Source organism: Nocardia sp. JCM 34519.1, from assembly GCF_020361265.1.
Lineage (GTDB): Bacteria > Actinomycetota > Actinomycetes > Mycobacteriales > Mycobacteriaceae > Nocardia > Nocardia arthritidis_A.
On sequence record NZ_JAIRBR010000021.1, the window covers coordinates 97,029 to 123,013 of the forward strand.

The 25,985-nt window shown below is 66.5% G+C and carries 25 protein-coding genes; 17 read left to right on the top strand and 8 right to left on the bottom strand.

Annotated features, from left to right (window positions below):
* The first annotated feature begins 192 nt into the window (after positions 1 to 192).
* Positions 193 to 1,371 (top strand): DNA-binding transcriptional regulator, encoded by a 1,179-nt coding sequence (locus LGY53_RS35255; protein WP_225731030.1) that lies wholly within the window; start codon positions 193 to 195, stop codon positions 1,369 to 1,371.
* Between the two features lie 750 nt (positions 1,372 to 2,121).
* Here the strand turns inward: LGY53_RS35255 and LGY53_RS35260 are convergent.
* A complete protein-coding gene (locus LGY53_RS35260; protein WP_225731031.1) occupies positions 2,122 to 2,508 on the bottom strand; it encodes a hypothetical protein in 387 nt (128 codons plus the stop codon).
* Between the two features lie 14 nt (positions 2,509 to 2,522).
* On the bottom strand, positions 2,523 to 3,878 hold the full coding sequence (locus LGY53_RS35265; protein ID WP_225731032.1) for a helix-turn-helix transcriptional regulator: 1,356 nt from the start codon (positions 3,876 to 3,878) through the stop codon (positions 2,523 to 2,525).
* A gap of 438 nt (positions 3,879 to 4,316) precedes the next feature.
* On the opposite strand from LGY53_RS35265, the gene LGY53_RS35270 reads away from it, so the two are divergent.
* The 4 genes from LGY53_RS35270 (at position 4,317) to LGY53_RS35285 (ending at position 7,010) form a co-directional block, all read left to right on the top strand.
* A complete protein-coding gene (locus LGY53_RS35270; RefSeq protein ID WP_225731033.1) occupies positions 4,317 to 4,769 on the top strand; it encodes a hypothetical protein in 453 nt (150 codons plus the stop codon).
* A 16-nt stretch (positions 4,770 to 4,785) separates the two neighbouring features.
* A complete protein-coding gene (locus LGY53_RS35275) occupies positions 4,786 to 5,262 on the top strand; it encodes a hypothetical protein (protein WP_225731034.1) in 477 nt (158 codons plus the stop codon).
* A gap of 469 nt (positions 5,263 to 5,731) precedes the next feature.
* Positions 5,732 to 6,766 carry a hypothetical protein gene (locus tag LGY53_RS35280; RefSeq protein WP_225731035.1) on the top strand — a complete coding sequence of 345 codons (1,035 nt, stop codon included), beginning with the start codon at positions 5,732 to 5,734 and terminating at the stop codon, positions 6,764 to 6,766.
* A complete protein-coding gene (locus LGY53_RS35285) occupies positions 6,753 to 7,010 on the top strand; it encodes an AlpA family transcriptional regulator (RefSeq protein ID WP_225731036.1) in 258 nt (85 codons plus the stop codon). Before LGY53_RS35280 ends, LGY53_RS35285 begins: the two co-directional genes overlap by 14 nt.
* Positions 7,011 to 7,042: 32 nt before the next feature.
* On the opposite strand, the gene LGY53_RS35290 is transcribed toward LGY53_RS35285, so the two are convergent.
* Positions 7,043 to 7,558, bottom strand: coding sequence for a hypothetical protein (locus LGY53_RS35290; protein WP_225731037.1), 516 nt, complete (start codon positions 7,556 to 7,558; stop codon positions 7,043 to 7,045).
* A 440-nt stretch (positions 7,559 to 7,998) separates the two neighbouring features.
* On the opposite strand from LGY53_RS35290, the gene LGY53_RS35295 reads away from it, so the two are divergent.
* Both LGY53_RS35295 and LGY53_RS35300 read left to right on the top strand, forming a co-directional pair.
* Complete coding sequence (locus tag LGY53_RS35295) at positions 7,999 to 8,256, top strand: hypothetical protein (RefSeq protein WP_225731038.1); 258 nt, start codon at positions 7,999 to 8,001, stop codon at positions 8,254 to 8,256.
* Between the two features lie 221 nt (positions 8,257 to 8,477).
* A complete protein-coding gene (locus tag LGY53_RS35300; protein WP_225731039.1) occupies positions 8,478 to 9,233 on the top strand; it encodes a hypothetical protein in 756 nt (251 codons plus the stop codon).
* Positions 9,234 to 9,314: 81 nt separating this feature from the next.
* On the opposite strand, the gene LGY53_RS35305 is transcribed toward LGY53_RS35300, so the two are convergent.
* Positions 9,315 to 10,136 carry an IMP cyclohydrolase gene (locus LGY53_RS35305; RefSeq protein ID WP_225731040.1) on the bottom strand — a complete coding sequence of 274 codons (822 nt, stop codon included), beginning with the start codon at positions 10,134 to 10,136 and terminating at the stop codon, positions 9,315 to 9,317.
* Between the two features lie 95 nt (positions 10,137 to 10,231).
* On the opposite strand from LGY53_RS35305, the gene LGY53_RS35310 reads away from it, so the two are divergent.
* The gene (locus LGY53_RS35310; protein WP_225731041.1) at positions 10,232 to 10,639 is read left to right on the top strand and encodes a hypothetical protein; all 408 of its coding nucleotides are present in this window, start codon (positions 10,232 to 10,234) and stop codon (positions 10,637 to 10,639) included.
* Positions 10,640 to 10,707: 68 nt separating this feature from the next.
* Here the strand turns inward: LGY53_RS35310 and LGY53_RS35315 are convergent, their stop codons facing one another.
* Positions 10,708 to 12,390 (bottom strand): hypothetical protein, encoded by a 1,683-nt coding sequence (locus tag LGY53_RS35315; protein WP_225731042.1) that lies wholly within the window; start codon positions 12,388 to 12,390, stop codon positions 10,708 to 10,710.
* 115 nt (positions 12,391 to 12,505) lie between these two features.
* Between LGY53_RS35315 and LGY53_RS35320 the strand changes: the two genes are divergently transcribed.
* The 4 genes from LGY53_RS35320 to polA are packed head-to-tail and all read left to right on the top strand — an operon-like array spanning position 12,506 to position 19,808.
* Complete coding sequence (locus LGY53_RS35320; RefSeq protein ID WP_225731043.1) at positions 12,506 to 15,847, top strand: hypothetical protein; 3,342 nt, start codon at positions 12,506 to 12,508, stop codon at positions 15,845 to 15,847.
* Positions 15,848 to 16,555 (top strand): hypothetical protein, encoded by a 708-nt coding sequence (locus tag LGY53_RS35325; RefSeq protein WP_225731044.1) that lies wholly within the window; start codon positions 15,848 to 15,850, stop codon positions 16,553 to 16,555.
* Complete coding sequence (locus LGY53_RS35330) at positions 16,552 to 17,181, top strand: hypothetical protein (RefSeq protein ID WP_225731045.1); 630 nt, start codon at positions 16,552 to 16,554, stop codon at positions 17,179 to 17,181. Before LGY53_RS35325 ends, LGY53_RS35330 begins: the two co-directional genes overlap by 4 nt.
* On the top strand, positions 17,178 to 19,808 hold the full coding sequence (polA, locus tag LGY53_RS35335) for a DNA polymerase I (protein ID WP_225731046.1): 2,631 nt from the start codon (positions 17,178 to 17,180) through the stop codon (positions 19,806 to 19,808). Before LGY53_RS35330 ends, polA begins: the two co-directional genes overlap by 4 nt.
* A gap of 114 nt (positions 19,809 to 19,922) precedes the next feature.
* Here the strand turns inward: polA and LGY53_RS35340 are convergent, their stop codons facing one another.
* Both LGY53_RS35340 and LGY53_RS35345 read right to left on the bottom strand, forming a co-directional pair.
* Positions 19,923 to 20,282, bottom strand: a complete 360-nt coding sequence (locus LGY53_RS35340) for a hypothetical protein (RefSeq protein ID WP_225731047.1) — start codon at positions 20,280 to 20,282, stop codon at positions 19,923 to 19,925.
* A gap of 77 nt (positions 20,283 to 20,359) precedes the next feature.
* Entirely contained in the window at positions 20,360 to 20,674 is a 315-nt protein-coding gene (locus tag LGY53_RS35345) for a hypothetical protein (RefSeq protein WP_225731048.1), read from the bottom strand.
* Positions 20,675 to 21,725: 1,051 nt separating this feature from the next.
* Between LGY53_RS35345 and LGY53_RS35350 the strand changes: the two genes are divergently transcribed.
* The gene (locus LGY53_RS35350; RefSeq protein WP_225731049.1) at positions 21,726 to 22,508 is read left to right on the top strand and encodes a site-specific DNA-methyltransferase; all 783 of its coding nucleotides are present in this window, start codon (positions 21,726 to 21,728) and stop codon (positions 22,506 to 22,508) included.
* Positions 22,509 to 22,809: 301 nt separating this feature from the next.
* Here LGY53_RS35350 and LGY53_RS35355 read toward each other — a convergent pair whose 3' ends face one another.
* Positions 22,810 to 23,403: a hypothetical protein gene (locus tag LGY53_RS35355; protein WP_225731050.1), complete on the bottom strand. Its 594-nt coding sequence runs from the start codon at positions 23,401 to 23,403 to the stop codon at positions 22,810 to 22,812.
* A 537-nt stretch (positions 23,404 to 23,940) separates the two neighbouring features.
* On the opposite strand from LGY53_RS35355, the gene LGY53_RS35360 reads away from it, so the two are divergent.
* The 4 genes from LGY53_RS35360 (at position 23,941) to LGY53_RS35375 (ending at position 25,886) form a co-directional block, all read left to right on the top strand.
* On the top strand, positions 23,941 to 24,588 hold the full coding sequence (locus tag LGY53_RS35360; protein ID WP_225731051.1) for a hypothetical protein: 648 nt from the start codon (positions 23,941 to 23,943) through the stop codon (positions 24,586 to 24,588).
* A 231-nt stretch (positions 24,589 to 24,819) separates the two neighbouring features.
* Positions 24,820 to 25,377: a hypothetical protein gene (locus LGY53_RS35365; RefSeq protein ID WP_225731052.1), complete on the top strand. Its 558-nt coding sequence runs from the start codon at positions 24,820 to 24,822 to the stop codon at positions 25,375 to 25,377.
* A gap of 71 nt (positions 25,378 to 25,448) precedes the next feature.
* Positions 25,449 to 25,586, top strand: a complete 138-nt coding sequence (locus tag LGY53_RS35370) for a hypothetical protein (protein WP_225731053.1) — start codon at positions 25,449 to 25,451, stop codon at positions 25,584 to 25,586.
* A 48-nt stretch (positions 25,587 to 25,634) separates the two neighbouring features.
* The gene (locus tag LGY53_RS35375; protein WP_225731054.1) at positions 25,635 to 25,886 is read left to right on the top strand and encodes a hypothetical protein; all 252 of its coding nucleotides are present in this window, start codon (positions 25,635 to 25,637) and stop codon (positions 25,884 to 25,886) included.
* Positions 25,887 to 25,985 lie beyond the last annotated feature (99 nt).

Genomic DNA, 25,985 nt, shown 5'->3' on the forward strand with positions numbered 1-25,985 from the left:
TCTCTCCCGCGCCGCGTCCTGGGCGACCGTGGCCAGGCGACGGTCGACGTGGGCTGCGCTGCACGGCAGTTGCTTTCACCCTGGGCGACGCCGGATTCGACGGTTCTGCGCACGCCACAACCCTTCCCCTGCCACGATTCGAAGCGGAATGCACAAACACGCGGATTTGAGCGGATTTGAGCGGGGGCGGCTGTGACGACCTGGTGGACCGGCAAGATGGTGTGGGCGTTGCGGCGAGCGCTGCGCCAGAACCAACGAGATTTCGCCCGACTCATCGATGCTGGTCAGCGCACTGTCAGCGCGTGGGAGCGCGGCGAATCCAGCGTCAACGCCGCAGCACAGCTTGCGCTGGACGAGGTCTACGCGAGACTGGACCCTGTGGTACTGGCACGATTTGAGGTGCTGGCCGAGGAGGGCGACGTGAACCGACGAGATTTTCTGAAAACGGCCGCCTTGGCCGGAGCAACGATCAGCGTGCCGAGCCCCACACTCACCCCGGAATCGCTCGGCCATCTGCGGACGACCGCCCACTCGCTGATGCTGCTGGATGACTCCCTGGGCTCCAACGCCGCCCGACCGCTGATCGACACCATGGCCGGTACCTGCACCTCGCTGCTGCGGCATTGCCCTGAACTGCTCAAACCACAGCTGTCGCGGCTGACCGCCGAGGTGGTGGCCTCGAGCGCGTGGTCGGCGTGGGACCAACGGGAGGTCACCCTCGCCGACGAGCTGTTCAAACAGGCGTACACCCATTCCGAGGACTCCGGCGACACCGACATCCAGGCCGGCATCCTGGTTCATCGCGTGGATCTGGCGGTCTGGACACGCCGCTACGCCGTCGCGGCGGACTACGCCGACGCCGCACTCGATATCGCGGTGCGCGACCCCAGAATGGCCGACTACCGGGCACTGCGCTCCGCCCAAGCCTTCGCGTGCGCCAACCGCCGCCGCGACGCCCGCGCACAATTGGACACCGTTTCCGGGTTGCACACCCATCAGACGACGCCGGACAAGTCGTACGCCTACTGGATGGCGTCGTGGGTCACCTCCGACATCACCGGCGCGGTGCTCGAGACGACCGGCGACCGCCGCAGCGCGGCACACGCAGTGGCCGAATCGCTGCCCCTGATCCCTGCCGACGCCGAACGGCACCGGGCACTGACCCTGCTGCGGCTGGCCCGGATCGCCGCCCCGATCGACCTCGACCAAGCCGTCGACGCCGCCCAGCAGGCGGTCGCGCTCACCCGCAAGAACACCTCGCCACGCGTCCTCGCCAAATACGCAGAAACACGAAACCTGTTGACCCCGTGGGAGAACACCACAGCCGTCCGAAACCTGGACACCTTCACCGCGCACACCACAGCCCGCTGAGAGGGTCCCCCGCAGCGCAGGACCGGCTCGGTGATTACGACAAGATGGTCCGCTCGCCTCCCAGCGCCGGTCGGCGATTCTTCGCCGACCTCGCGCGATAACGTGAACCGCCATATGCGCCCTGGACGAGATCGCGGCGATCCCAACCCGACGCCCGAACAGATCGCCACTGTCGCCGGATCCTGACCATCGAGACCGAAAGTCGCGAGGCCGTGACGCTCAACGTCATGGCCTCCGCTGTCTCAGCATATTACGTTGCGCTGCAACATATTTCGCAGACCTTATGCTCTTGACTTCAGGCACCGACGGAGCGTTCATGGTGTGGGGCACAACTACGCTTCCGACACGGATAGGAGATTCGGCAATGGGCCGAATGCTGTACGACGCTCGACCGCCTTACCGGCGTAAGTGCCGGTTCGCCGGACGCGGCTGCCGCTGCTATGTGTTCGGCGGCTATGGCCGGCGTGCCGCTGTATCGCGACGTCGGTCGAACCGGGCGGCCGAGAAGATCGCGTGGCGGGCCGAAACCCTGCCGGAGCGGGCACAGCAGGATCCCTCATCGTTGTAGCGAGCCTGTGAAATCCACGGCCGCGCCGTCGTTTCGGTGCGGGATGGCCCCGGTGTGTTCTTGCCAGCCAGCAGGTGCCTGAAAGTTATCGGGCCTGTATGCATCTGCGGTCCAGGTGAACTTCGCTGACCCGACCTGCACTGGCGATCACCACGGCAGTGCACGCCGGTAGCGAGCTCGGTCTAGTCTGTGGGTGCTTCTGTGGCGACGGCGCGTTCGATGGCTTCGAAAATGTCGGCGTCGACCTCTTTTTGCCAGTCGGGCAGTTTGTCCCATGGTGCGACATAGCCCGGCTTGGGGTCGGCGATGTGCTTGTGGATCTGGGGAATCCAACACAGCGCGACCCATTGGCTTTTCTGGTCACGGGTCAGATAGCTGGTATTGCCGTCGCTGAGGGTGATGAATTGCGCGAGCTGCTGGTAGACCGCCTCGGCGGCAGCGCGTTCCCACTCGGGGATGTTGTCCCAGGGGGCGATGTAGCTGTCTTTCGGGTTGCCGTTGGGGTAGTGGGCGTTGACGCCGTCGATCCAGGCTTGGCGGAAGATGCGGCCGCCGCGGTCGTCGTGCACGGTGCTCCTTGCGGTTATCGGGGAGTTGTTGCGAGGGTAGCGATTTGACGGCCGAGGTGATCGATGTGGGGGTCCGCGCGCAGATCGTGGAGATGCCGGTGTAGTTGGGCGAGGCGGCGGGCGAGGTATCCGGACCGAGTATCGCGCGCGATCTGGGTTGCCGCGCCGCCGAACCACACCAGTGGCACGGGATCTCGGCGCAGCGCGGCGGCCGCGGCGAGGTCGATCAGGATGCTGCCGTGGCGCCGTGGGGACAACGACCGGTCGAGCAAGGGCATGAGTAAGGCCTCCGCGGCATCGGGACGACCGAGCTGGATGGAGCAGCTGGCGTGCTCCTCGTCGATGCGGGTGCCGTCGAAACGCAGCCAGCCCAGGGTCGGTGAATGCGGGAGGTCGGTGACGGTGCGGGCCAGGTCGAAGGAATGTTCGCATCCGCTGCTGTCGCCGAGCGTAGCCAGGGTTTGGGCGCGGACGCTGGCGACCCACTGGCGGGTCGGGAGAGCGGAGTCACCCTGGGTGGCGATGTGCAGGGCCGGGTCGAGTAAGGCCATCGCGCCACGGGGATTGTGGTCCTGCAATTCGAGGTATGCGTGGCGGGTCATCGCCGCGGCATACAGGTCGCGAGCGCCCGCTTTGCTGGCGAGAGAACTTGCCAGGGCGTAGCAGTGGGCCGCTTCTGGGTAATGAATGCTGTCGAACAAGATCTCCCCGGCCAACTGCAGCACTTCACCGGTCAGCGCACACAACCGAGCGTGCAGGCTGGCGGTGTCGCGGGTGTCGCGGGTGTCGCGCACTCCGCGAACGAGGTCGGTGAGATGGTCGTGCACAGCGGGGAACAACGCCGATTTGGGACTCTTCGCCCTGAATTCCTGCCACAGCGCCTGGTTGATGCCCGCGTAGAGGTCGACAGTCAGGGCGTCGATCCGCCCACCGGCGTCGACGAAATGCAGCCGATCCCAATCGATCCGGGTGGCCAACGCTGTGGTGGTGAGGGTGAGCAGCCGCAGCAGCGAACGACGATGCATGTCGGTGATCTCCCGGTACTCACCTCGGTCCGCGGGTGACCGAACAACAGGGACGTCTTCGAGCGTAGGCCGCAACTCCGCGATGTCGGTACCAGTGGAGGTCGAGGCCGACGCGGACAGGGCGAGGGCAAATCGCTGGGCTTGGGTATCGGTGAGGCCAGCGAGCAGGCGGTCGAGCTGGTCGGCCAGGTGACCGTCGATCACGGTGTGCTGGTCCGCGCGTTCCCATTTGCGCAGTGTTCGGTCGGTACATCCGAGTTCTTCGGCGAGTCGTTCCTGAGTCCAGCGCAGCGCGGTGCGACGTAACGCCTTGACCTGTTGGCCGGTCCACTCGGGGATGATCATCGCTGGGCCTCGGGATGCACATCGGAAACCCCTGGTCGGTTTCCGCCAGCGTACGGTCAATCTTCCGGTCGCGTTCCTGGTTTGAGCGCGATCGGCGTGTGACCCTGAGACCGGTATCCGGCTCCGGGGTGATGCCTACGATTCCCGCTACGGCGCTACCTCGCCGCGGAGGCACACCGGCCCGCAGTGAGCCGCAGGCCGGTGGCGAAAGCCCTCGGAGCCGGATCCGGTGGATACCTCGCCGAAAGTCGTTGGGGGAGATGCCGTGCCAACGCTGTCACGCCGTGCCGATCTCGACGGCAATCGGTCAGGGTTGCTCGATGGCGGACAGGTGGAACCTAATCCGCCGTAGCAGCATCCAATCCTTGTGCGGGGGCGGGTTTTCCGGACTCGCACATCGAGAGTTGAACGTATTAGTCGATCTTTGGGGGTATTACAGTGATCATTCGAAATAACTTGCGGCCCTGCGTAATTGGCGTCTTAGCCGCGACGGTCATGACGGTGGGTGTTGCGACGGGCGGAAGCGGGATCGCCCAGGCTGCAGCCAAGTCGTGTGCATTCGAGTTCACCTGGACCAAACCAGGGGTGTATCCGCCGCAGATCATCGCCCGGGGAGTGGCCCAATGCGAGGTGCCGCCCGAGGAGCACATCCTGACGTTAGCGTTGGAGTACCAGAACCGCGGCGTATGGGAAGTTGCTTCTGCCAAAGAAGACCGCACATTGCCTCCCCAGGCGCCGAACTTCGCTAGTTATCAAGTGAGCGCGACCTGTTATGCCGGAACATGGCGTGCCAGCATGAGCGTGACAGGAACGATCCAAGGCCGGCCGTTCGTGTTCAGCGACCATACCCAGTCTCGCGAGGTGCCGACCAGCCAATGCCCGAGCAGATGAGAAGGGAACCCAACCGATGACTGAGACCGAGATCGAATCCAACGAGTTGACCGTGACCGTGCACCACGTCGACCCCGAACTGGTGGCAGTGTTGCGCCGCGCGGTCGAGTTGGCCGCCGAGCGCAGCCACCACTGGCTCAGGGGCGAGCATGTGCTCGCGGCGTTGGCCGAAGGACCTCGTGGTGGGCAGTCTCTGTTCGACATGTGGTGGCCACGCGAGGGAGCCGAGCCGGACCCGAACAACGGCTACCACCGTGCTGAGCCCGGCGCGGCGCTGCGGCCGGTGAGCCTGGAGGAACTGAAAACCGTTACACACCAGATGATGCCGCCGGTCTGGAGCGGGCCCACCGGCGACGGTCCCGCGATCGAGTACACCGCGAGCGGCCCCGACAGGGAGGAGTACCACGCGTTGATCGAAGGCCCCGGTGCGGATTTCAAGATCACGCCGCAGTACGCCGACTACGAGCCAGGCCCGGCGACCTCGACCGAGTAACCGCAACAACAGCTGGTAACAGAACATTTCATCAGTCCAAAATCTCTTCCAGCACAATAGGATTCGTTCCGGCAGTTCCTCGCCGAGGTCGAGCCGCGACCGAAACTGGCGGCCTCGGATCAGTATCAACGCGGTGGCGGTGGTTAGCTGTGGAATGATGATGCGGCCGGTCTGGTGGTGGATGCCTCGACAACATCTTTCCCGGACCGGCTTCTTTGTCCCATTAATTCGCAAAATATTTTGCGAATTAATGGCTGAAGGAGGATGATCGGAGCTGTCGAGGCAGCCCGCATCATGCGGGGATCATCCACCATCCGGGGCACGAATCATGAACGCACGCAAACCCATCCACGACGACATTCCGGTCGACCGAGCATGGCAGACCGGCCGACGCATCTACGTGCGGTGCAGATACGAATCGGCACTCGGCGCAGCGGTACGGGATCTGAATGCCACGTGGGACCGCGAGTTGAAGATGCTCTGGGTCGGGTCGCAGAAGAAGAACCTGGTGATCCCCCTCGTGCAGGCTGCCGTCGAGCGCCGCGCGCGAGTGGAGTACGTCAAGGTGCACGGGCTCGCGGTGTCAATCCCCTTCCCCGCCACCGATATCCGTGCTCGCGCGAAGCAGCTGGAGGCGGTCTGGAACGACGACGACAAGACGTGGAGGTTCGACCCCGCCGATCCCGACGCCTGCGAGGAGGTCCGCGCGCTCGTCGCGGAGTATCGGCTGCAGGAGAAGGAGGCCGAGGAGCGTCTCCGCAGCGAACACGCCGAAGCAGCACAACGACGCCGGGCCGACGACGAAGCTACCGCCGCGACGGCGCGTGTCACGCGCCGCGATCGGCTGGTGGCCGCCGCCGGTCGTACCGCCACCGGTGCCGAGGCCCAACTGCTGGTCGTGTCCACCCGCCGCATGAACAAGGCGACAGCTCGAGGGATGACCTACCCACTCGGAGAGCTGGTGCAGCTCCCGAACGGGCGCCGCGGCATCGTCGTCGACCAGGAGGTGTGGTTCACCGGCGACGAAATGGCCTCCTCGATCTGCTGGCATCCCGAAACCCATGATGCGGCCCACTGGGACCTGCTACACACCGTGGCGATCGTGGAACCAACCCCGCAGGAAACAGCCGCCGATGCCGCAGCGCGCGCTGAAGCCGAGGACGCCGCCGAGATCCACCGCTTCGTCGACAGCGTTTTCCGCACTGGTGAGGTCACCGGCGACTGGCATCCCATTTCCGCTTCCGACGAAGTGGGTGCGATCGTCTGCACCTACGGCGAGATGGGTAACTACTCCGCAGGCACTATTTACCTGACCGGTGACGGACGGGTGGTCTACCAGCATCCCGGCTACTACGACGAATACATCCACACCGAACGCACCATCACCGACCCGGCCATGGTGGATCGGATGCGTACGATCCTGGCCCAGGGCCCGCGAGAGCGGTCCGCCGGTGATCAGATCCCCTACTGGTACAAGGTGAATGTGACCGTTGGAGCATCCTGACCGCTGGCCGTTGACGCGGGTGGAGCTGGCACGCCGCTACGGTGTCAGTCCCTCCACCGTCACCCGCGCCCTGGCGCGCGCCGATGCGCGCCATCAAGCCGACCCGACTCAACCGGCGCCACCCGCACCGGTCAACCCAGGTGAGCCCACCTTGCGCTATCTGCCCGCGGAATTCGATGCGTGGTGGGCGGCCCGGCCGCCGGTCGGTCGCCCACCTCTGGCAACGCCAGCCCTGGATGAATGACCGGCATTCCCGAACCGTCTATGTCGAGCAGTTCAGCTGATGCTCAACCGGATTCGGATCCAAGTCGCGCGCCCGGCTCTGATCACCCGGTCGACGTCCGCCAGGCCCGCGATCGGGCCCGTGATCATCACAATGCCCTTCTCAGCGGCCTCGCGAGCGTCCTTCTGCCACCGAGCGACCGTCGGCATAGTCCCCTCGTAGAAGATCGTCCCGTCCGGGAAATGGATCAGCAGCTGATCGCTCGCCACGTCGAGCTGGCCACGCCATCCAGCGGCCGGTTCGCCCGCGAAATCGGACGGCCATACCAGCTGCTGGCCGCCGTTCTCACGGACCGCCGCCTCCACCAGATCAACAACCGTCGCCGCCGGGTCGGAGGCTACGTAAGACAAGGTGTCGGGCTGGATCATCAGAATTACCGGCCGATCCGCAGCGCCGTGTTGGCCGGGCAGATGCGCCGCTTGGGCATTCAGTCGTCCGACGAACGGCGAGGGGCTCAAACCATGGGGCTCAACAGGTTCGGAGATGCGTCGGCCTTCTGGACCCGTCAAAGTGGTACTCCTTCCGCACGAACAAGGGCACGGGCCACCATGGACCCTCAGCGGTGCAACCGCCAGCCCCGCAAGCGCGGGGAGCACAAGCCGATCGACTCGACTCACAATTTGCGGACATCCCTGCTACCGCAGGGAGACTGGAACACGCTAGCACCTGAGCCCATGGCACGTCTTGGCCACCTTCGATCACACCCCAGAACATTGGTCCATAGCGCCAGCACTATGTCCACCAGATGAATTCTCTAGTGCCGCACTATCGTTCCAGGACCGGAAGGTTACGGCGATTGATCAATGTGGTTGCCCGCCAAGGGGATCGGCGGTGAGATGGGATCCCACGCTAGTTGTTTGGTGGCGAGGTCCGGCCGGACATTGACCAGCAGCAATTGTGGTAGATGTAGGGGTGCGTGTTTGCCGCTTTTGACCCGTGCCAGTGCACGATGCCGGACCCGAACAACGGCTACGACCGTGACGAGCCCGGTGCGGTGCTGCGCTCGGTGAGCCTGGAGGAACTGAAAACCGTTGCACACCACATGATGCCGCCGGTGTGGAGCGGGCCTGCGATCGACTACACCGCAAGCGGCCCCGACAGCGAGGAGTACCAGGCGCTGATCGAAGGCCCCGGTGCGGATTTCAAGATCACGCCGCAGTACGCCGACTACGAGCCAGGCCCGGCGACCTCGACCGAGCAACCGTAACTTCTAGAAGCGGATCGCTTTGGGCCACGTTGGGGCCGTTCGGGTCCATGGTCAATACGGTTTCGCAGGGTCGATTGTTTCGGCCGAGTGAGGAGCCGGCGCGATGAACGCGGCCGTTCTCTGCATTCGGTTAGCCAATCGATAGCCGATTGTCGTCGAATGAGATAGTGTTCGCACTAGTGTTCGATTGAGTCGGTCGGAGGTGGCACGGGTTGATCACTGTGGATCCGGACGATTTCGCTGGGCTCTCGCGGGCTGAGAAGGTGGAATTCCTCAACAGAAAGATCGAGGCTGTCCCGGCTCGAGGCGTGGCGGATCGTTCGACTGCGCCGCGCCGGGACGTGACGCGGATGGTGTTGCCGGTGCCCGGGGCTCTCGCGGATCTGCTGCCCGATGGTGGTTTGCGCCGTGGTGTCACCGTCGACTACGTGGGGACGATGGCGATGCTGGTCGGGCTGGCGGCGGAGGTGTCGCGGATCGGCGCGGCGGCGTTGGTGAATATGCCCTCGGCAGGTCTGCTCGCCGCCTGGGAAATGGGTTCGCCGTTGGGTTTTCGGCTGGCGGTGATCAACCATCCCGATCCAGTGGCCTTGGCCGGTGTGATTCCCGTGCTGCTCGATGGCCTTGATCTTGTGATCGTCGACGTCACCGGCATGCGGATCACGCCGACCCAATATCGCAGTCTGGCCGCCCGGGCGCGGCTCAAGGAGTGCACGCTGATCCTGTGCGGAGACCAGGCTCGTACTTCGGCTCGACTGCAGGTGACAGCGAAGGTTGCTGGATATGGTGGTCTCGGCCGCGGCACCGGTTATTTGCGGACGATCCGGATCCAGGTCGAGGTTCATGGGATCGGGATGCCGGTGCGCGGCACCGTGGAATTGCGTCCCCGGCCCGGGGGCGGCATCGACTGGGTATCGATCAGCGCCGTGGAAGCCAGCAAGGCTCGATCCACCGGCACGCGTGCGAGCGCCGGTTGAAGCCCGCGTCTGCGACGACCCGATTCGCGATCCATCGGGCGGTGACTCCGATGGATCCACCTGTGCCGATCGTGTTGGGCTTCAGCCCCCGTATCCCTTGTTGATCTGCGGAAATGGCATGTCCCCGGCCCTTGTGACGGGCTGGTGCCGGCCGATGAACCGGCCGCAGCGCAGATCACCTGGGAGTGGGACCACGGCGGCTCCGACACGCACCGCCGGGTCCAGGGCGTGCCAGATCCGTTGCAGCAGTGTCGGCCACGCGTCATCGACTTCTACGGCGGTCGGCTGCCCCGATGTAGACACTTCGGCGGTGTCCCCGTCGTAGGTCGTCATCGCATGACATTGCCCCACCTCGAGGCGGTGGGTGTGAAAAACGTTGTGCTGCGCTGTTTTCGGCCATCGTGGATGTGCCACCGCGCCGCACAGGATGACTTCCTCCACCTCATCGCCGCGCACAGTGGCGGTTGCGGTGATCCGGGGTGTCCGGATCGGTGGATCCGGTTCGGATTCGAGCTTGCTCAATGCCTCCCAGATCGTGGACCCGGCATCGAGATCGGCTACGACCTCACGTACCTGGATGCCGTTGCCGACGACGATCCGGTTACTGCGCTGGATGATCGCGGTGTAGTGCCGCAGGGGATCCGGCGGGCCCGATGCGATGTCGCTGACATCGAGGACGCCGGCGCCCACGGTGATCCGCCGATTCCGCGATTCCGCACTGCGCCCGGTCAGCCAGTATGCAGCGAACGCCACCCCGGCGTCGTCGCGGCCGAGTGCGATCCCGCGGCCGGGATACCGACATCTCCCAACAAACGCATCGAAGCCCATTGCGCGCCCTGCGGTCATGGCAGGGCAGTTTAAGCCATGATCAAACGCCGACCGGCTCCGTCTTTCCGGCGGCAATGCGTGCTTATCTGCGGAAATGGCATGTCCCTCAAGGGGTTCGGATCGTGCCCGGACCGGTGGATCGTGGTGTGGTCGAGGTTATCGTTCTTCTCATGTGCTCATTCCTGGCCGAGGTGATCGATCGGCGTGTTCGCCGTGGTGACGAGCGGATCCTCGAAGTTGCGATCGGTATGGTCGAGGCGCAGGTTCCGGGGCAGGAGAGATGGTGGCCGGGCATGGTCGGCGGCCGTCCGCGGTGGCGACTAGCCCAGGTGAGTCCGGACAACGCCCGGGAGCGGCTGGCCGAATCACGCAACGGGATCCGCTATGCCGCCGACGGGCACCGGCTGCTTCCGCGCGGTATGCGGCGCACCGTGCGGGAAAGCCTGCGCAACGCGGAGCGGTCCGGTGATGCGGAGTCCGTGGCGCGGCTGCGCGCGCTGCTCAGTGAAGGGCTGCCGCCGCCGGAGGACTGGCAATCGCCCCGGCCTGCCGAGGCCCAGGACGCGCGCTCGTCTTGATGACGACCAGGATGGCAGGGCAGATTTCGGCTCGGCCGGTCAACTCCTCGGGGACGGCGCTGGTGCGGTCATTCGTTGGGCCAGTGGTGTTTTCGGTCGTTGATGGAGTGGACCAGCGCGCGGTCGTCGGTGTCATCGGGGCGTGGGCCGACGATCTGTCGCAGCGCGGCCCAGTCGAGTTCGAGGTGGTCGGTGCTGGCCAGGCCGGTGGCCAGCTGGATCAGTACCGTGGGGGCGTTCCACAGTTTGGGCCGGTGGCCCAGGTGCAGGGGTTCGGTGATGCCGAGCGCGATGGCGGCGAGCTCGGCGGCGGTCGCTTCCGCGGAGTGAGGTGCGGGGTTCAGCGGCAGCGGTGAGAGTTCGCCGAGCCGGTCGACGAGAAATCCGGCGAGATGGCGCTGGTCTGCGGGCCCTTGGGCGATCAGGTGCACGCCGGCGGGGGTGCCGAGCGGGAACGCTGCGCGGGGGACGTGGTATCGCAGCAGGTCACCGGTGGTGAGCGCGGGATGGGCTTGCCGGTCTGGGTCGGCCTTCCAGCCCATCGGCGTGCCGGTTTCCTCGTCAGGGGCGGGGGTGAGGGCTTTGTGGAGCCAGGTCGGGCGGGCCTCGATGGGGACGAGGTTGCGGTCGATCGCGGCCCGTAGCGGGACGGGCAGGCCGGTCAGGTCGAGAGTGAGGACGTCGATGGAGTTGGGGTAGCCGTAGTAGCCGGTCGCGGCGGCGGCCATGCCTTCGGGCAGGTCGGGTTGGTCGATGAGCCATTCCAGGGCGTGGTAGAGGTCGACGTGGCCGGGTTGGTGCGGCAGCAGCGGAGCGGATTCGACGAGGCTGGTTCGCGGCGGGTTGATCGGCATCACCCAGCCCGCGAGTGGTGTCGGGTCGGGCTTGTATTGCCAGTTGAACTCGCCGAGGACGGTGTCCCACATCGTGTTTCCGAGCTGAGCGAGTTCGTCGGCGATCTCGGCCGGTGCCGGGCGCTGGCCGAGGGCGATCTGGTCGATGACCTCACGGCATTGCAGACGCAGCTGCCGCGCTCCGCGCAGTCCGGGGGGCGAGGCGTCGAAAGCGGGCGCGCGCCCCGGAGCCCAGGCCGCGGCGTCGGCGGCCGAGACCGCGCCGCGTTCCCAGTAGGGCAGCGGATGGCCGAGCAGTTGGGCGACGATCGCGCCGTCGAGCAGTTCGGTCCGCACCGACAGGCTGGGGTCGTCGGGCAGTTCGGCGCCGAACAGATCACCGTGGTCGTATTGCGACCAGTCGTGTGGCTGGATCCAGGCGACAGCGCCGCGCTGCCCGTCCCGATAGCCGAGCGTGGCAAGCAGGGCCGGGGTCAGGTTGCGCCCGTCCAGCGCGGGATAGCCCGGGTCGTCGACGGGCACGCAGAGGCTGACCACCCGGGGGTCGGCGTCGTCGAGCGGGAGGTAGCGGGTGACATGGACCTTGGTGGTACCGCGCGCGGTGGGCAGATCGGCGAATCGCCAGTCGGTGCGCTGCCATCGCTGCGCGACCGGGCCGCTCGGGTCGATGACCTCGAAGGCGGGCAGCGCCGCCTCGGGCGCCCGGCCGCGTTTGACGAGCCATCGCAAGATCTGTTCGCGCCACCAGCGCGGTCGGCGAGGTCGCGACAAGGCGGGCACGGGTTCGGGGAACTCGGGATCGTCGGTGCGCAGCCGTGCCAGCATCGACCGGCCGATGTTGAGCAGGCTTTCGAGGTCTTTCGGTTCCACGATCTCGGGCAAGGTGTACGGCCGCATACTCGCCAGCGTAACTAATGTTGAATACGTTTACTAGTGTCTATATCGCCGATTATACGCTAATGTGTCCACTAGCCGTAACTCTGTCGCCGACTTCGACCGAGGGAAATTCACGATGACCACTGACACGCCCGCCGCCGCTGCTGCCGATGGCCGCGCGATTCTGGTGACCGGCGCCGGGTCGCGTCTGCCGTCGGGCCGGGCGCTGACGGGCCCGGTCGATTCGATCGCCAAACTCGGCGAGCTGATCGCCTGGTGCTGGCGCACCGGCAAACTCGCCCGCGACGACGCGGTACCGTCCGCCGACGGGCTGCTGCTCCCGCAGATCTGGATCCTGGGCACGCAGGCATGCGCGCTGCTCGACTGGACTGCGCCGATCCCGGCCAACTCGGCCGGGCTGCCGGATGTCCAGCGGCGCACCGTGATTCGGGCCGAGCTGGCCCAGCGGGTCGTCGAGTCGTTGGCGCCGCTGATCGCGGCGGGCTGGTCCGTGCGCGGCGGGGGCGGGCGAATCCGGTTGACCCGCACCGTCGATGGCGCCGACATCGATGTCGAGATCATCGTCGCGACCACTGTGGAGGGTGTCGAAACCTGCACAGCGGCACAGGGTTTGACCTTCATCGACGAGGCCGACGCGGTCGAGTTCGGGCGTCGGCTCGGACGGTGGCAGGCTCAGTTCGGGGTGTTGCCCGCCGGTACCGGCGCGGCCACCGGCGCGGCGATCCTCGACCGTATCCGCCGCGACCGGCTGGCCCGCAAGCAGGGCCTGGTCGCGCTCGGTGCGGGGATTGTTCCCGATATCGTCGACGATCTCACTACCGTGGTGCAGCCGCGGTGGGCGCGGCTGGTCGAGGTGGACGATATCGACGGCCCCGACGCCGAATACGTCGTCGAACTCGACCAGGACTCCGGCGAGCTGGCCTCGGCGGGCATGCTGACCCTCCCGGTCGGCGAACCCACCGTGCACACCGGTGCGGCCGCCGCCGAGCTGGCGGGCGCCCGCAAGCGAGGGTTCGCGGCCTGGCGGATCACCCTGACCGCGCTGTCGGGTCTGGAGTTGCCCGCACGGATGCCGCCCCCGGACCCGCGCATGCGATCCGATGCCGAGGTCCGCGTCTGGGTGAGCACTCCCGGTCTGGAGGCGCTGCTCGCCCCGGCCGCCCACGGCGGTCTCGGCGTCGAAGTCACCGACCTACGAGTCGATGCCGCGGTCACCTGGGCGCAGCAGGGTCGCCTGCTGGATCGCTGGACCGCCGATTTGCGCGGCGGTCTGGATGCGTTCAGCGCGGCGGGGGACCTGCCATTGGTCCAGCTCGCCACCGACGCCTCCCGCGATTACCTCGCCCAGCTGGCCGATCCGCGGCCCTGGCAGGCCGAGGGCCTGGCCCACCACCTGCAGCCGGTGTGGCGGGCGGCGGTCTGTGAGCTGACCCGCGCCCGCGGCCGCCGCGCCATGCTGCGCATCCAGCGCGAATTCCGCCTCGACCCGCTCACCGTCGACGACACCGCGCTGGCCTACGCCATCGGCGCCGATCAGGACATCGCCGACGCTCCCGGCCCCCGAGGACGGCACGAACTCCGCCGCCGTGCGCACCTGACCGATGACGCGATCACCGCGCTGTTCGAAGCCCAGTTCACCGGCGATCCCACCACGGTCGCCCACGTCGTCGACGTGATCCTCGGCCGAACGCCACTCCCGACGCCGATATCCACCGACAGCGCGGCGGCAGCCGTAAAGCCCGAGAACGCCTCGTCGTCCGGAGCGGCATCGGCGACGGAGCGCCCTACCGAACCAGAGGCCGCCAACGAGGTTGTCGACAACTGCGAGCCTGAGCCACCGGCCGTGGCCGTCACCACGGCGGTACCTGCGCCGCGCCGCGCGCCGGCGAAGGGGAAGGCGCCCTCGAGGTTGTCCGGCCCGGCGGCGGTCCTGGACATCAACGGTGCGTGGCTGGCCGACGGCACCTGTGTGGCGCTTCCCGAGGAGCTGGTGCACGCCGGGCATCTCGTCGAGTTCGCGCGCACCCTGCGGCTGGGCTATCAGGTGTCGCCGAGTTTCATCGAGTCCGGGCAGATCTGGATCACCGATGCCTTGGCCCGCAGGTTCGGTATCGACGTCGATGTCGTCGACCATGGTTCCCGCGCCGAGGACTTGCGCAAGCTCACCGCCACGCTGCCGCTGGTCACTCTCGCGCTGGCGGCGGGGTGGAAGTTCGGTGGCCAGCGCGAGGGTGAGGAGATCGGGCTGGGCTCCTGGACGCGGGTCTGGCGCGACGATGACGACAAACCGACAATTTGGATCGTGTTGCTGGCCGGAATGGCCGACGATCCCGACTCTCCGGATCCGGACATGCCGATCCTGGCCGGTGATCCCGACCCCGCCGGGCTGGCGCGCCGGTTGAAGCTGTTCGCCGACACCCTGGAATTCCCGTTCAAGGTCTCGGGCCCGACCACCGGTTTGGACCTGATCAAGGAGGCGCGGCCCAAGACCTACGGCCCGGCCGAATGGCGTGAGAAGATCTGGGCCCCTTCGACATTCGAAGCACCCTCCGGTGTGGGCATCCTCGCCCGCGACTTCGCCTTCACCCGCTTGCCGACCCCGGAAGAAGCGGCCTGCATGTACTGCCATGCCTACGACCGCGGCGGCTCCTACACCGCGGGCCTGGCCGGGCTCGAGCTGCCCATCGGCGATCCCGTGCACATGGACGAAGGCGAGTGGGACTTCGACCCCAGCGTGCCCGCCTACATCCTGACCCGGATCCCGCCGGCGGCGACCTGGCAGCTGCCGCACGTGCTCAACCCGGCCGCGCATGACTTCGGCGACAGCCCGCAGTGGGTGTGCACCCCGCAGTTCGAGCGGGCCCTGGCGCTGGGGTACGACCTGCCGGTCCTCGAGACATGGATATGGCCGGAGCACTCCCGGATCCTGCGCAAATGGGCCGAGCGGTACTCGCGCGCCGCAACCGTCCTCGACACCGACGACCCGGATGATCAAGCAGTGCGCAAGCAGGTCAAGGTCTGCCGGGTGCGCGGTTACGGCATGATCGCCTCCACCCATCTCATCGACGACGACGGCAATCCGCAGTCGCCCTACAGCCGGGAGAAATGGTTCATGGGCGTGTCCAAGTCGACGGCCAATATCGCCCATTTCCTCAACACCATGCTGGAGGTGACCGGGGTGGCGATCCTGGGCGTCGACAAGGACACCATCCTGATCGCCTCGAACGACCCGGATCCGGTGACCGCGTGGCCGATGGCCCCGTTCGACGCCGAAGCCCTCGCGCACAACCCGAAACATCGCCCGAGTTTCGGGCGCGGATTCGGTCAGTGGAAGCCTGAAGCCTCCGGGCTGATGGCCGACCAGATCCAGTTCTTCGACGGCGGCCCGTACAAAGGCAAACATCGTCTGACCAGCTACGCCGACTGGCGTACCCAACTCGCGGCAGGAGCGATCTAGATGGCCATCAAACTGGAGAAGATCCTGCGGTTCGGTGGCGGGTCGATCGTGCGCGGCACCGTCGATGTCAAGAACGTCGTCACCCATACCGGCGTCTCGGCCGCCGAGGTCAACGCCACCATCACCGCGGCCAAGGACTCCGGGCTGTCCAACGCCTACGCCGGAGTCAGCGGCCGCAGCGGCGCCGACGCCACCGGCCACACCGACGCCGACCTGGCCGCCGCGCTGTTCGCCGCCTACGGACCGGGCCCGCGCGGTGGCGCGATCAACGTCACCGCTGCCGCCAAAGGCGAGGGCAAATCACCGTCCACCATCAAACGCTGGCTCACCGGCAAGGCGAAACCGAAGGACGAGAACCGGGCTCGACTGCTGGCCAACGCGCGCAAGGCCGCCACCACCAAAGCCGGCCGCAGCAAAGCGATCGCCGGGCGCCGCGCCAGCGCCAGCGGCGCGAAGATGGCGAAATACGGCGCCAAACTGATCGTCAAGGGAATCCAGGGCCGACAGGGCTACGAACGCGACCGCTCGGTCACCTGGGACCTGCCGCCCGAACTGGTCGACGACGCGCTCAACGCCTACGAGAACGGCGGCGATATCGGACTGGCCGACTTCATGGCCGACTACGCCAACACCGACGCCTACGGCAACCTCGACGACTGGAACGTCTTCACCTTCGACACCGTCGCCCTGGACGAGAAATCCAAATGACCACCCTCACAGGTCCGATCTGGACGCGCGCGCGGCTGGCCGCCACGCTCGGCGAATGCTACGGCCGCACCGCCTCGGGTGCGGTGGATGTCGCCGCGGTCGCCGCCGATTTCGCCGTCGCTCCGCGCACGGTGTGGAAATGGCTGCGCGGGGCCAACGATCAGCCCGCCGCCATCCCGCGCGCCCGTCTGCGGGCCCTGACCACCGGCGGACCGCGAGTCGAACGTGAGGCCGACGGCAAAGTGGCGTACTCGCGGGAAGCCATCGTCCAGATCGGGTTGCCGCGCGAAATCGGTGTCAAAGACCAATGGCGCCAACAGGAATGGCTGGACACCCACTTCGTGCTGCTGGTCGAGATCTACGACCGTCCCTGGCTGCAATTGATGATGACCAAACGCGGCCAAGCCGCCGACCTGGCCCGCAAACGCGGCACCGTCGTCGACCAGGCCGCAGTGCTCACCAAATTCCACGGGGACGTGCTGATTCATGAGGCGATGAAACGTCAGGCGCCCTGGGCGATACGCCCGCACAAAACACAGCTGAAAGAAGGCCGAGGCCAGGTCTGGGCCGCCGACGCCCCGGACCTGGATCTGTCGGCACTGGCCGTCGAACTGGAACTGCGGTGACCGAGAACAGCCCAACGCAGCAGACGGTATTGCTCGTCGACGCACCCGCCCTGCTGGCCTACGCCTATCGCAGTGTGCCGCTGGCCCGCGCCACCACCACGGCGACCGGGCAACCGGTGAATGCGATATCGGGGTTCCTGACAACGCTTTTCGATGTCCACACCATGATCGGCCCGACCCACCTCGCGGCAGTGTTCGACGGGCCCGGCACCAACCGGCGCACCGAGATCGTGCCCGGCTATCGCGCCCACCACATCCCACCGGATCTGGCCAGCCAACAACCGATCCTGCGAAAGTTACTGCACGCGTTGACGATCCCGGCCCTCGAAGCCCCCGAAGGCACAGAGGCGGGCGACCTGATCGCGTCGCTGTCCACCCGCGCCGACGCCCCGGTGCACATCCTCAGCAGCGACGACCGGATCCTGCAGTGCGCCACCGACACCGTCACCATCGTGCGCCCGGCGCCCGGCCGCGCCCCCGACCTGTTGACCCCCGCCACCATCCAGGCCCGCCACGGCGTCCCCGCAGCGACGTTCGTCGACTACCTGGCGCTGCGCGGTGACCGGCCCCGCGGAGTGACCCCGATCCCCGGCGTCGGCGACCGCACGGCCGCCGGATGGCTCGCCGAGGCGGGGACCCTCGACACCTTGCTGAACGAGCTGGACCGCCCCACCCGCGCCAGCCAGATGCTGCGCCCGCACGCCGCGCGAGTCCGTGCGCACCGCACGGTGATGCGGTTCGACACCGAGCTGGCCGGCCCGGGCCTGAACGAACTCACGCCCACCACGCTCACCGCGCACGACGAAATGCAGCAGCTGTTCGCCGACCTCGCGTTGCCCGCGTTGGCCACCCGTGCCCGCACCGTGCTCGGTGCTCCCGCGCCGGAACCGGCGCCCACCGTGCGGATCCCGGCCGATGGCTTGCGCGGCTGGCTCACCGAGCACGCCACCGGCCGCGGCCGCCACTCACTCGCGCTCACCAGCGACAAGACCGGCCTCCGCGGCGCCGCGATTACCACGGCGACCGGCGCGACCGGCCACGTCGATCTGTCGGCCGCCACCGACCCCGACCGGACCGCTCTCGCCGAATGGCTGGCCGATCCCGCCGTCACCAAGGCCGTGCACGACGCGAAGACGACCATTCGCCTGCTGCGCCGCGAAGGCTGGCACCTGGCCGGGCTCGACCTGGACACCGCGCTGGCCGGATACCTGCTGGCCCCCGGGGAAGGCGACTACGCGCTGCCGTCGCTGACCGCCCGCCACCTCACCGGCACCGCGATCGCGCCGGCCGCCGCCGGCACGCTGTTCGGCGCCGACCCGGGAATCGACCCGGAAGCCGCGGTCGCCGCCCGTCAGGTCGCGCGCCTGGCCGACGCGCTGACCTCCGAGCTGGCGCAGACCGGCATGACCGCCCTGCACGACCGCATCGAGCTGCCGGTCACCGCCGTCCTGGCCGATATCGAACATCACGGCGTCGCCGTTGATACCGGCCACTTCAAGAACCTGCGCGAGGAGTTCACCGCCGCCGCGGAGCACGCCGCCGCGGCCGCCGCCGAGATCCTCGGCCGCCCGATCAACCTGTCGTCCACTCCGCAACTGCAGCAGGCATTGTTCACCGACCTGGCGCTGCCGCACACCCGGCGCATCAAGAGCGGCTACAGCACCGCCGCCGACGAACTGACCCGCCTGCACGCCGCCACCGGTCACGAGTTCCTGACCCATCTGCTGGACTACCGGGCCGCGACCAAGCTGACCTCGATGATCGAGAGCCTGAGCAAACACATCGACCCCGACGGCCGCATCCGCACCACCTTGCAGCAGACCAAGGTCGAGACCGGGCGGCTGTCCTCGACGGACCCGAACCTGCAGAACATCCCGATCCGCACCGATGACGGCCGCCGCATCCGCGAAGCCTTCGTCCCCGGCCCGGGATTCGACCTGCTGCTGGCCGCGGACTATCGCCAGCTCGAGATGCGCATCATGGCCCACGCCAGCGGCGATGAGAACCTGATCGCCGCGTTCGCCTCTGGCGAAGACACCCACCGCTCGGTGGCCGCCCTCGCGTTCGGCGTCCCGCTCACCGAGGTCACCGCCGAGCAGCGCACCCGCGCCAAAGCGATCTCCTACGGCTTGGCCTACGGGCAGAAGGAACGCGGGCTGGCCACTGAGCTCGGCATCTCCGTGGCCGAGGCCCGCGAGCACTACGACACCTATTTCGCCCGCTTCGCCCGCGTCCGCGACTATCTCGACGGCCTCGTCGAGCGCGCCCGACGCACCGGCTACACCGAAACTTTCCTCGGCCGCCGCCGCTATCTCCCCGACCTCGCCAGCGACAACCTGCGCCTGGCCGACGCCGCCGAACGCGCGGCCCTCAACGCACCGATCCAGGGCGCCGCTGCCGACATCATCAAACTGGCGATGATCGCGATCAACGGCCGGATCGCCGCCGAGGGCCTGCGCGCACAGATGATCCTGCAGATCCACGACGAGCTGCTGTTCGAGCTGCCCGCCGAGGAACAACCCGCCCTCACCGCGATCGTCGAGCAGATCATGCCGACCGTCGCCGAACTCAGCGTCCCCCTCGATATTTCGGTCGGCACCGGGCCGACATGGGCCCAAGCCCACTGATCGAGCTACCCGCGGCCATCAGCTGCCGTGACCAGCTGGAATGGTATGTTCCTCAACCACTTTCGGTAATCTCAAGCAACCATCCGACCGGCCGCACGCGTCGGCTGAGGATCCTCAGACCGGCTGACGCACTTCCCTGACGGCGGCCAGCAGAACCCGCCTGGCACTCTCCGACAGGCTGGGGTCGGTGCGAATCGCGGCTTCGCAGTCGACGGAGATCTGCGGCAGCACGATGCCCATGTCGGCGAGTACCGCCCGAGCAACGATTTCGGGCGTCGTCCCCAATCCGGCCGCGAGCGCGCATATGGTGCGCCGGGTCAGCGATACCCCCGCACCGTTGGCGATTCGCCCGAGGTTGCTCTTGCCGAGGTCGTGGCCGAGGGCCTTCGCTCGGGCAACGACCTGGGCGTCCGACAGCCTGTCCAACCGTTTCCGTTCCTCGATCAGCGCGCCGAGATGCGATCGTTCACGCATGGTCATACACCGGCGAGTTCGCGTGGGGGAGGGCCAATTCGGTTGTGCTCGAACGCCGCTCGGCGACCATGAGCGCATCACCGATCATCGTCGCGCTGCTCCTGCTGCGCATCGCGGCGCCGATCGGTGATAATCGAATCCCGGTAGCCGGGCCGGGCCTGTTGCGGATCCTGGGGTGGGTCGGGCCACGGCATATAGGGCACGATCGTCAGCGGGCCGAACCGCTCCTCCAACTCGGCCAGGTCCCTGCAGAAGCGCTGATGCGGGAATGTGCCGGTCTGCCACCGACGAGTACGCCCGCGCTCATGCCAGAGGTCTCCGCCGCGGTCGAACGCCATGCGCCCTCCCTGACCCGGCTCGCCGGTCGAGATAGCCGTCGCCGTCGTCACCATCCCTACTCCTTCTTCCGTACCCCGGTCACCGATGACGCCGAATCTCCACCCCGGCAACGGAGTTCATAATGTAGTCGCCGCTTCGGTCACCGCAAACCGCGATCGCGGGCACGGCGACGAGCCGGAATGGCAGGTCCCTCAACCATTGTCGGTGACTCGAGCCGACCGGAACCGCGAGCACAACACCAGCACGGGCTCGTCGTCGAGCAGCATCATGAGCATCTCTGCGCCACCGCATTCCGATGACGCAGGTCTGTTCAGATAGCCACTGGTTCGCACGGCCACCGTCCGCCATGTATGTGATCTGCGTCATAGTGGTGTGCCTGGTGTAGTGCTGGGTCGTCACGCCGTGCGTACGCGCCCTGATACTCCAAAGGTGCTGAAATTAAACAAGATTCGTGTAGAGCGGGAGAGCTGCGCGGCTCATGCCGCCGCACGAGGGCGGTCCGCCGCTATTTGAGACCGCCACCGCCGAACTTCTTCAATCCAGGTGCTCTCAGAAAGTTGACCGACCGACAAGGGGATCGAACATGGGTGGCATTCTCAACCTGTTCAACATGCTGAATTCCGGCTCCGGCCTCGCGGCCAGTGCTTCGGCGCTGGCCGCGAACGTCTGGAACATCATTCAGAGCGTCCTTCCGCATCACTGACGCGCCAGGACACCAGGGAGCTCGGCAACGCTGCCGCGGCCCCCGATCGAACCCGGCTGCCTCCTGCTCTCGAAAACGACCGCAGGAGGCAGCCTTTCGTCTTTCGTACACGCCGACTCCGCGGGCGTGCCGATGCCCGGACGCCGCGATCAGACGGCGGAACCAAATCGCCTCGGCATCGAAATGGAGATTCAGGCTGGGGCTGTGATGCGACGACCGACAGACCGCGAAGACGGCACTAGTGTAATTTGCGTCACATTCTTGGCGGGTCGGCTTGTCAACCTGAACAACCGGGGGACGTGCCGACGCCGCACCTCCGACGTTGTCTTCGCGCAAAATGCGCGAAAAGGACCGCGATTTGCTCGCGACAAACCATGCGCGCTGTCGAGCAATAGTGGAGCATGACCATCGAACTCATCACTGGCACAACGGATCTCGACAATGCGGTCAATCTGTCGTCACCTGCACAGATTGTATGTGGTGAGGCATTGGACGTGATGCGCCGCCTACCGACCGGATCCTGCGACGCGTTGGTGACCGACCCTCCGTACTGCTCGGGCGGCACTTTCACCAGCGATCGCACACTGCGATCCGCGAGCGAGAAGTACGTCAGCTCGGATTCGGTGCAGGGACACCTCATGCCGGGCTTCGGCGGAGATCAACGCGATCAACGCAGCTTCACCTTGTGGTGCAGCTTCTGGTTGAGCGAGGCACTACGTGTCGTGCGTCCGGGGGGAACCGCACTCGTATTCACGGACTGGCGGCAATTGCCTGCCTTGAGCGATGCATTGCAGACGGCGGGCTGGCGATGGCGTGGCATCGTCGTGTGGGCGAAAACCAATGCTCGGCCCCAACCCGGATTCAGCAACCAAAGCGAATATGTCCTGTGGGCCTCCCACGGGCAACCCGACCGTGATCACAAGCCGCCCTACCTGCCCGGAGTCTTTACCCTGGGCAGCCCGAAAGGCAAAGCGCGCAAACACATCACGGCCAAACCGCTGCCGCTGATGCAACAACTGGTGCGCTCGACACCGGAGCACGGACTGATCCTGGACCCATTCGCCGGCAGCGGCACCACCGGCGCCGCAGCCGTCATGGAGGGCCGGAGGTTCTTCGGGATCGAAGCTTCTTCTGCCTACGCCCAACTGGCGAGCGAGGTCGTCGGCAAGGCCCTCGTAGAGTAAGGCAGGGCTCGCCGCCGGGTGGATACCGATCGGGCCGGACACACGACACCACCCCGTACCGACACGGTTCCGGCCGCCGGCGAGTCCGGGATCCAGGATCCGCACGGACTGATCCCCTCGCCCACGTTCTCCCACGCTCACGCCAGGAAGGCACCGAGCACGCAATAGCGCTCCCCACACGAATGGGCGGTGCCGACGCTACATTGACGCGCTCAGCCCCGGATTCTGGTGCCCTGGGGCTGGGCGTGTTGTATGCCCGAGCCGCAGCGGTTCATGGACGAGAAACGGTGGGCGTGAGTGTTCATGAATGGCCAGCGAGTGCGGTGATGAGTTTGCGGGCCGCGGCGCGGGTGAGCCGTCGTATGGCCCGGCCGGGCGTCTCGTCTTCGGCGCGTGGGTCGATGCCGGTTCCTTTTGTGGCCTTGGCGAATTCGGCGTCGAAGTGTTCGCTCTCGGCGTTGGCGGCCAGTGTCTTGAGGTAGTCGATCTGTTTGATGGTGGCCGGTTCGGCCTCCGCTGCGGCGGAGCGTTCCCGCAGCCGTGCGTAGTGGGCGTCGCTGGCTGCCTTGCGTTCGGCTTGGGCGGTGGGACCGCGGTCGATGATATGGACCTCTTCGGTCCAGTCCTGGGTACCGGGTGTGCCGGTGACCGCCTCCCACAACGCGTTGGTCGTCAAGGCGTCCTCGTCGACACCTTCGGTGAGGCCGGGGCCGGTGAGTGCGACGAATCCGCCGCCGGAGCGCACGACGGTGAATCCGGCTGGTTCGGCGTGTGCGGTGAGCCAGTCCTGCCCGCAGCCGCAATAGTTGGCGTGGTAGCGGCCCCATTTGGAGTGCAGCGCCTCGTACACGAGTTCGTCGCCGTAGTGGTAGGTATCGCGCGTGAATCCCGACACCCGCAACAGTCTCGCATGTGGGTGATGCGGGTGATAGTTGTTAGCGCGGAGCGCTTTTCGACACCCGGTGTGGCCGGAGCCGCCGCGCACGCGCACCGTTGCGGGCTTCGCAGAGGACTTCGTGGCGGATCTGCTGGAGGACGTCGCCGTGCTCTGCGCGAATCACGGGAAGACACCGGCGACGAGAGGTGAGGTCGGTACCGCGACCGGTTCGCGCCGTGCGGTTCGGATATGAACGACGAAGGGGCGCAGTCAGATTCGGCCGTCCCTGGTCAGCCGTGTCAGTGCCTCGAGCCCCGGCTTCATCATTGGATTCGGCCAGCAGTTTCTCGATCGTCTGCCGCGACAGGTCGCGCACATGCCGAGCACATCTGTGGTGAGCCGGTCGAGCTCGTCGTCAGAGTTGCGAGCGCGGCCTCCTCGGCCTTTTATAATCTATAAGCCTAGCCCTTGGTTTTATCTTTCGTTCGGTCTACTGTAGGCCAGGTCAGCATAAGTGCAAGGCTAGGATTCACCTTTCCAGGGGAGGGTTCGCGCATGACTATCAACTTCAAGCTCGGGGATCGCCGCGACATCGAGGACACCTGTATCTGGGGCAGGACATGGGTCGGCTGGGAAGCCGATCAGCCCGATCAGGAGACCTATGAGGTCAACCGCGGGGTGTGGAATCTTGGTGCCCGCGCCACTCTCGAGCGCTTCGCCACCTTCTCTCATCAGGGCATCGTCGTCGCGGGTGTGGAAATCGAGGGTATCGAGGATGTGCCCCTGCTCGACGGCGGCATCAAGCAGGCCGTGATCGGCCGGGTCCTCACGCCGGGCGAGCCCGCCTACAACTCGCTTATCGGCCGCGCCGTCGATAACCACCGCAACCCGGTCACCTACCCGCCCGACGACTTCGACGCGGGCCCGCGCACGTGCGCGTGCGGCTGCGGCGGTGAGGTCACCGGCGGTCGCGTCTTCCTGTCCGGCCATGACCAGAAGGCGATCCGCGAGCGTATCGACGCTGGTTGGGGCGGCACCCTCGGTTTCATTTCCTGGTACGACCACAAGGTCGGCAAGACCGTCACGCAGATAACCCCGCCGATATCGCACCGCGGTGCCTTGATTATCGATGTGGACGGTCAGGCGAATGCGCAATGGCCCACCCCTGCCGATGACGAGGGCACCGGACCGAAGACCACTTGAAACCGTTGAGCAAGAGACCAACGAACTGCTGGCCAGCCCCGCCCAATACCAAGACGGACAAGGCGAGCAGCCAGACCAGATCGGGCTGCCACCGAGCCGGAAGCGGCGTTCGAAAGCACCCAAGGCATGACCTTGCCGCAGCCAACGAATCGATAGGAGACTGTCGGTGGTCGTTGGCAGACTACGCACCAAGGAATGCCAAGCAGCGGAACATCTCCAAGGAAGAATGTGATGCCAGACCGACCCCGAGAGTTCAGTGAACCGACGATATCGTCGGCTGAGGACAAGGCGAATGCCGGGTCGGTAACTGCGGACTTGGTAGCAGAGGCAGTCGCCTACGGGCGCGTGCCGGGTAGACCGTTCCAGATCCTCGCTCAGCCGTACTACCGAGACGAGGATTTCCTGTTCATCGGGATGGTCAGCGACGAGGAAGAGGGTCGGCGCCGCGACTTCAAGTTGACAGTTCGGCAGGTCCCGAACGAAGTCGTCCCGCTGTATGCACCCGGTACTCGGCCGATTCACACATTCTCTCTTCCGTTGCCGCCGGCCGACTCGACCGCCCTGCCTTCCCAGCTCGACGCGCTGACGATCTCCAATGTTGCTGAATGTGTTGCCCGCGTGCTGAACAGCGTTGGCGCGGTACACGTCCTGTTCATGCGGGCTCAGTTCATGGCCACTTTCGATGGCAACGAGATCGTGGCCATGACCGGCGTAGAGCTCGCGGACGGCGCTGAGACCCGGACCTTCAGGATCGCGGTTGTTGAGGCCGAGCGCAGAGCCGCGACTTAGTCATTTCTGCACGTGTGGGGTGGGAAAGGCAGGGGCCGCAGCACAATTGAGCTAACGATAGGAAGCAGGTCATGGCGGTGAGCGCTTCGGTGGCGACAGGCGAACCGGCGTCCGAGGGCCCTAGTCAAGCCTTCGATACCCACGATGACCTCTGGACAGAGATCGCGATGGGTTGGTGGGAGACCGGCGACATCCTCACCGGCCGCTGATGTCGGGCCCTGCACGAACTGGACGCCAAGTTCGGGCCGCTCGAGATCGTGCCGTACCTGCGGTATCCGGAGCTGCCGCGCACCGCTGCGGGCTTCGCAGAGGACATCGTCGTGGATCTGCTGGAGGACGTCGCCGTGCTCTGCGCGAATCACGGGAAGACACCGGCGACGAGAGGTGAGGTCGGCGGCGCGACCGATTTCAATCGGCTGAGGCGCGTATCGGCAGATGGTCATCGGTTCTCGCGAATCGAGGTACGGGTGGCCCGGCGTGTGCGGCGGCGGGCTCCGGTCGGCCCGTAGACGACTTGGAGCATGATGCGCAGGCGCGCGGCGGCCCACCTTCCGTCGGTGGTGTCGGGCCGGGGCCACATTGGTGCGACGTCGTCGTCCATGCGTGGT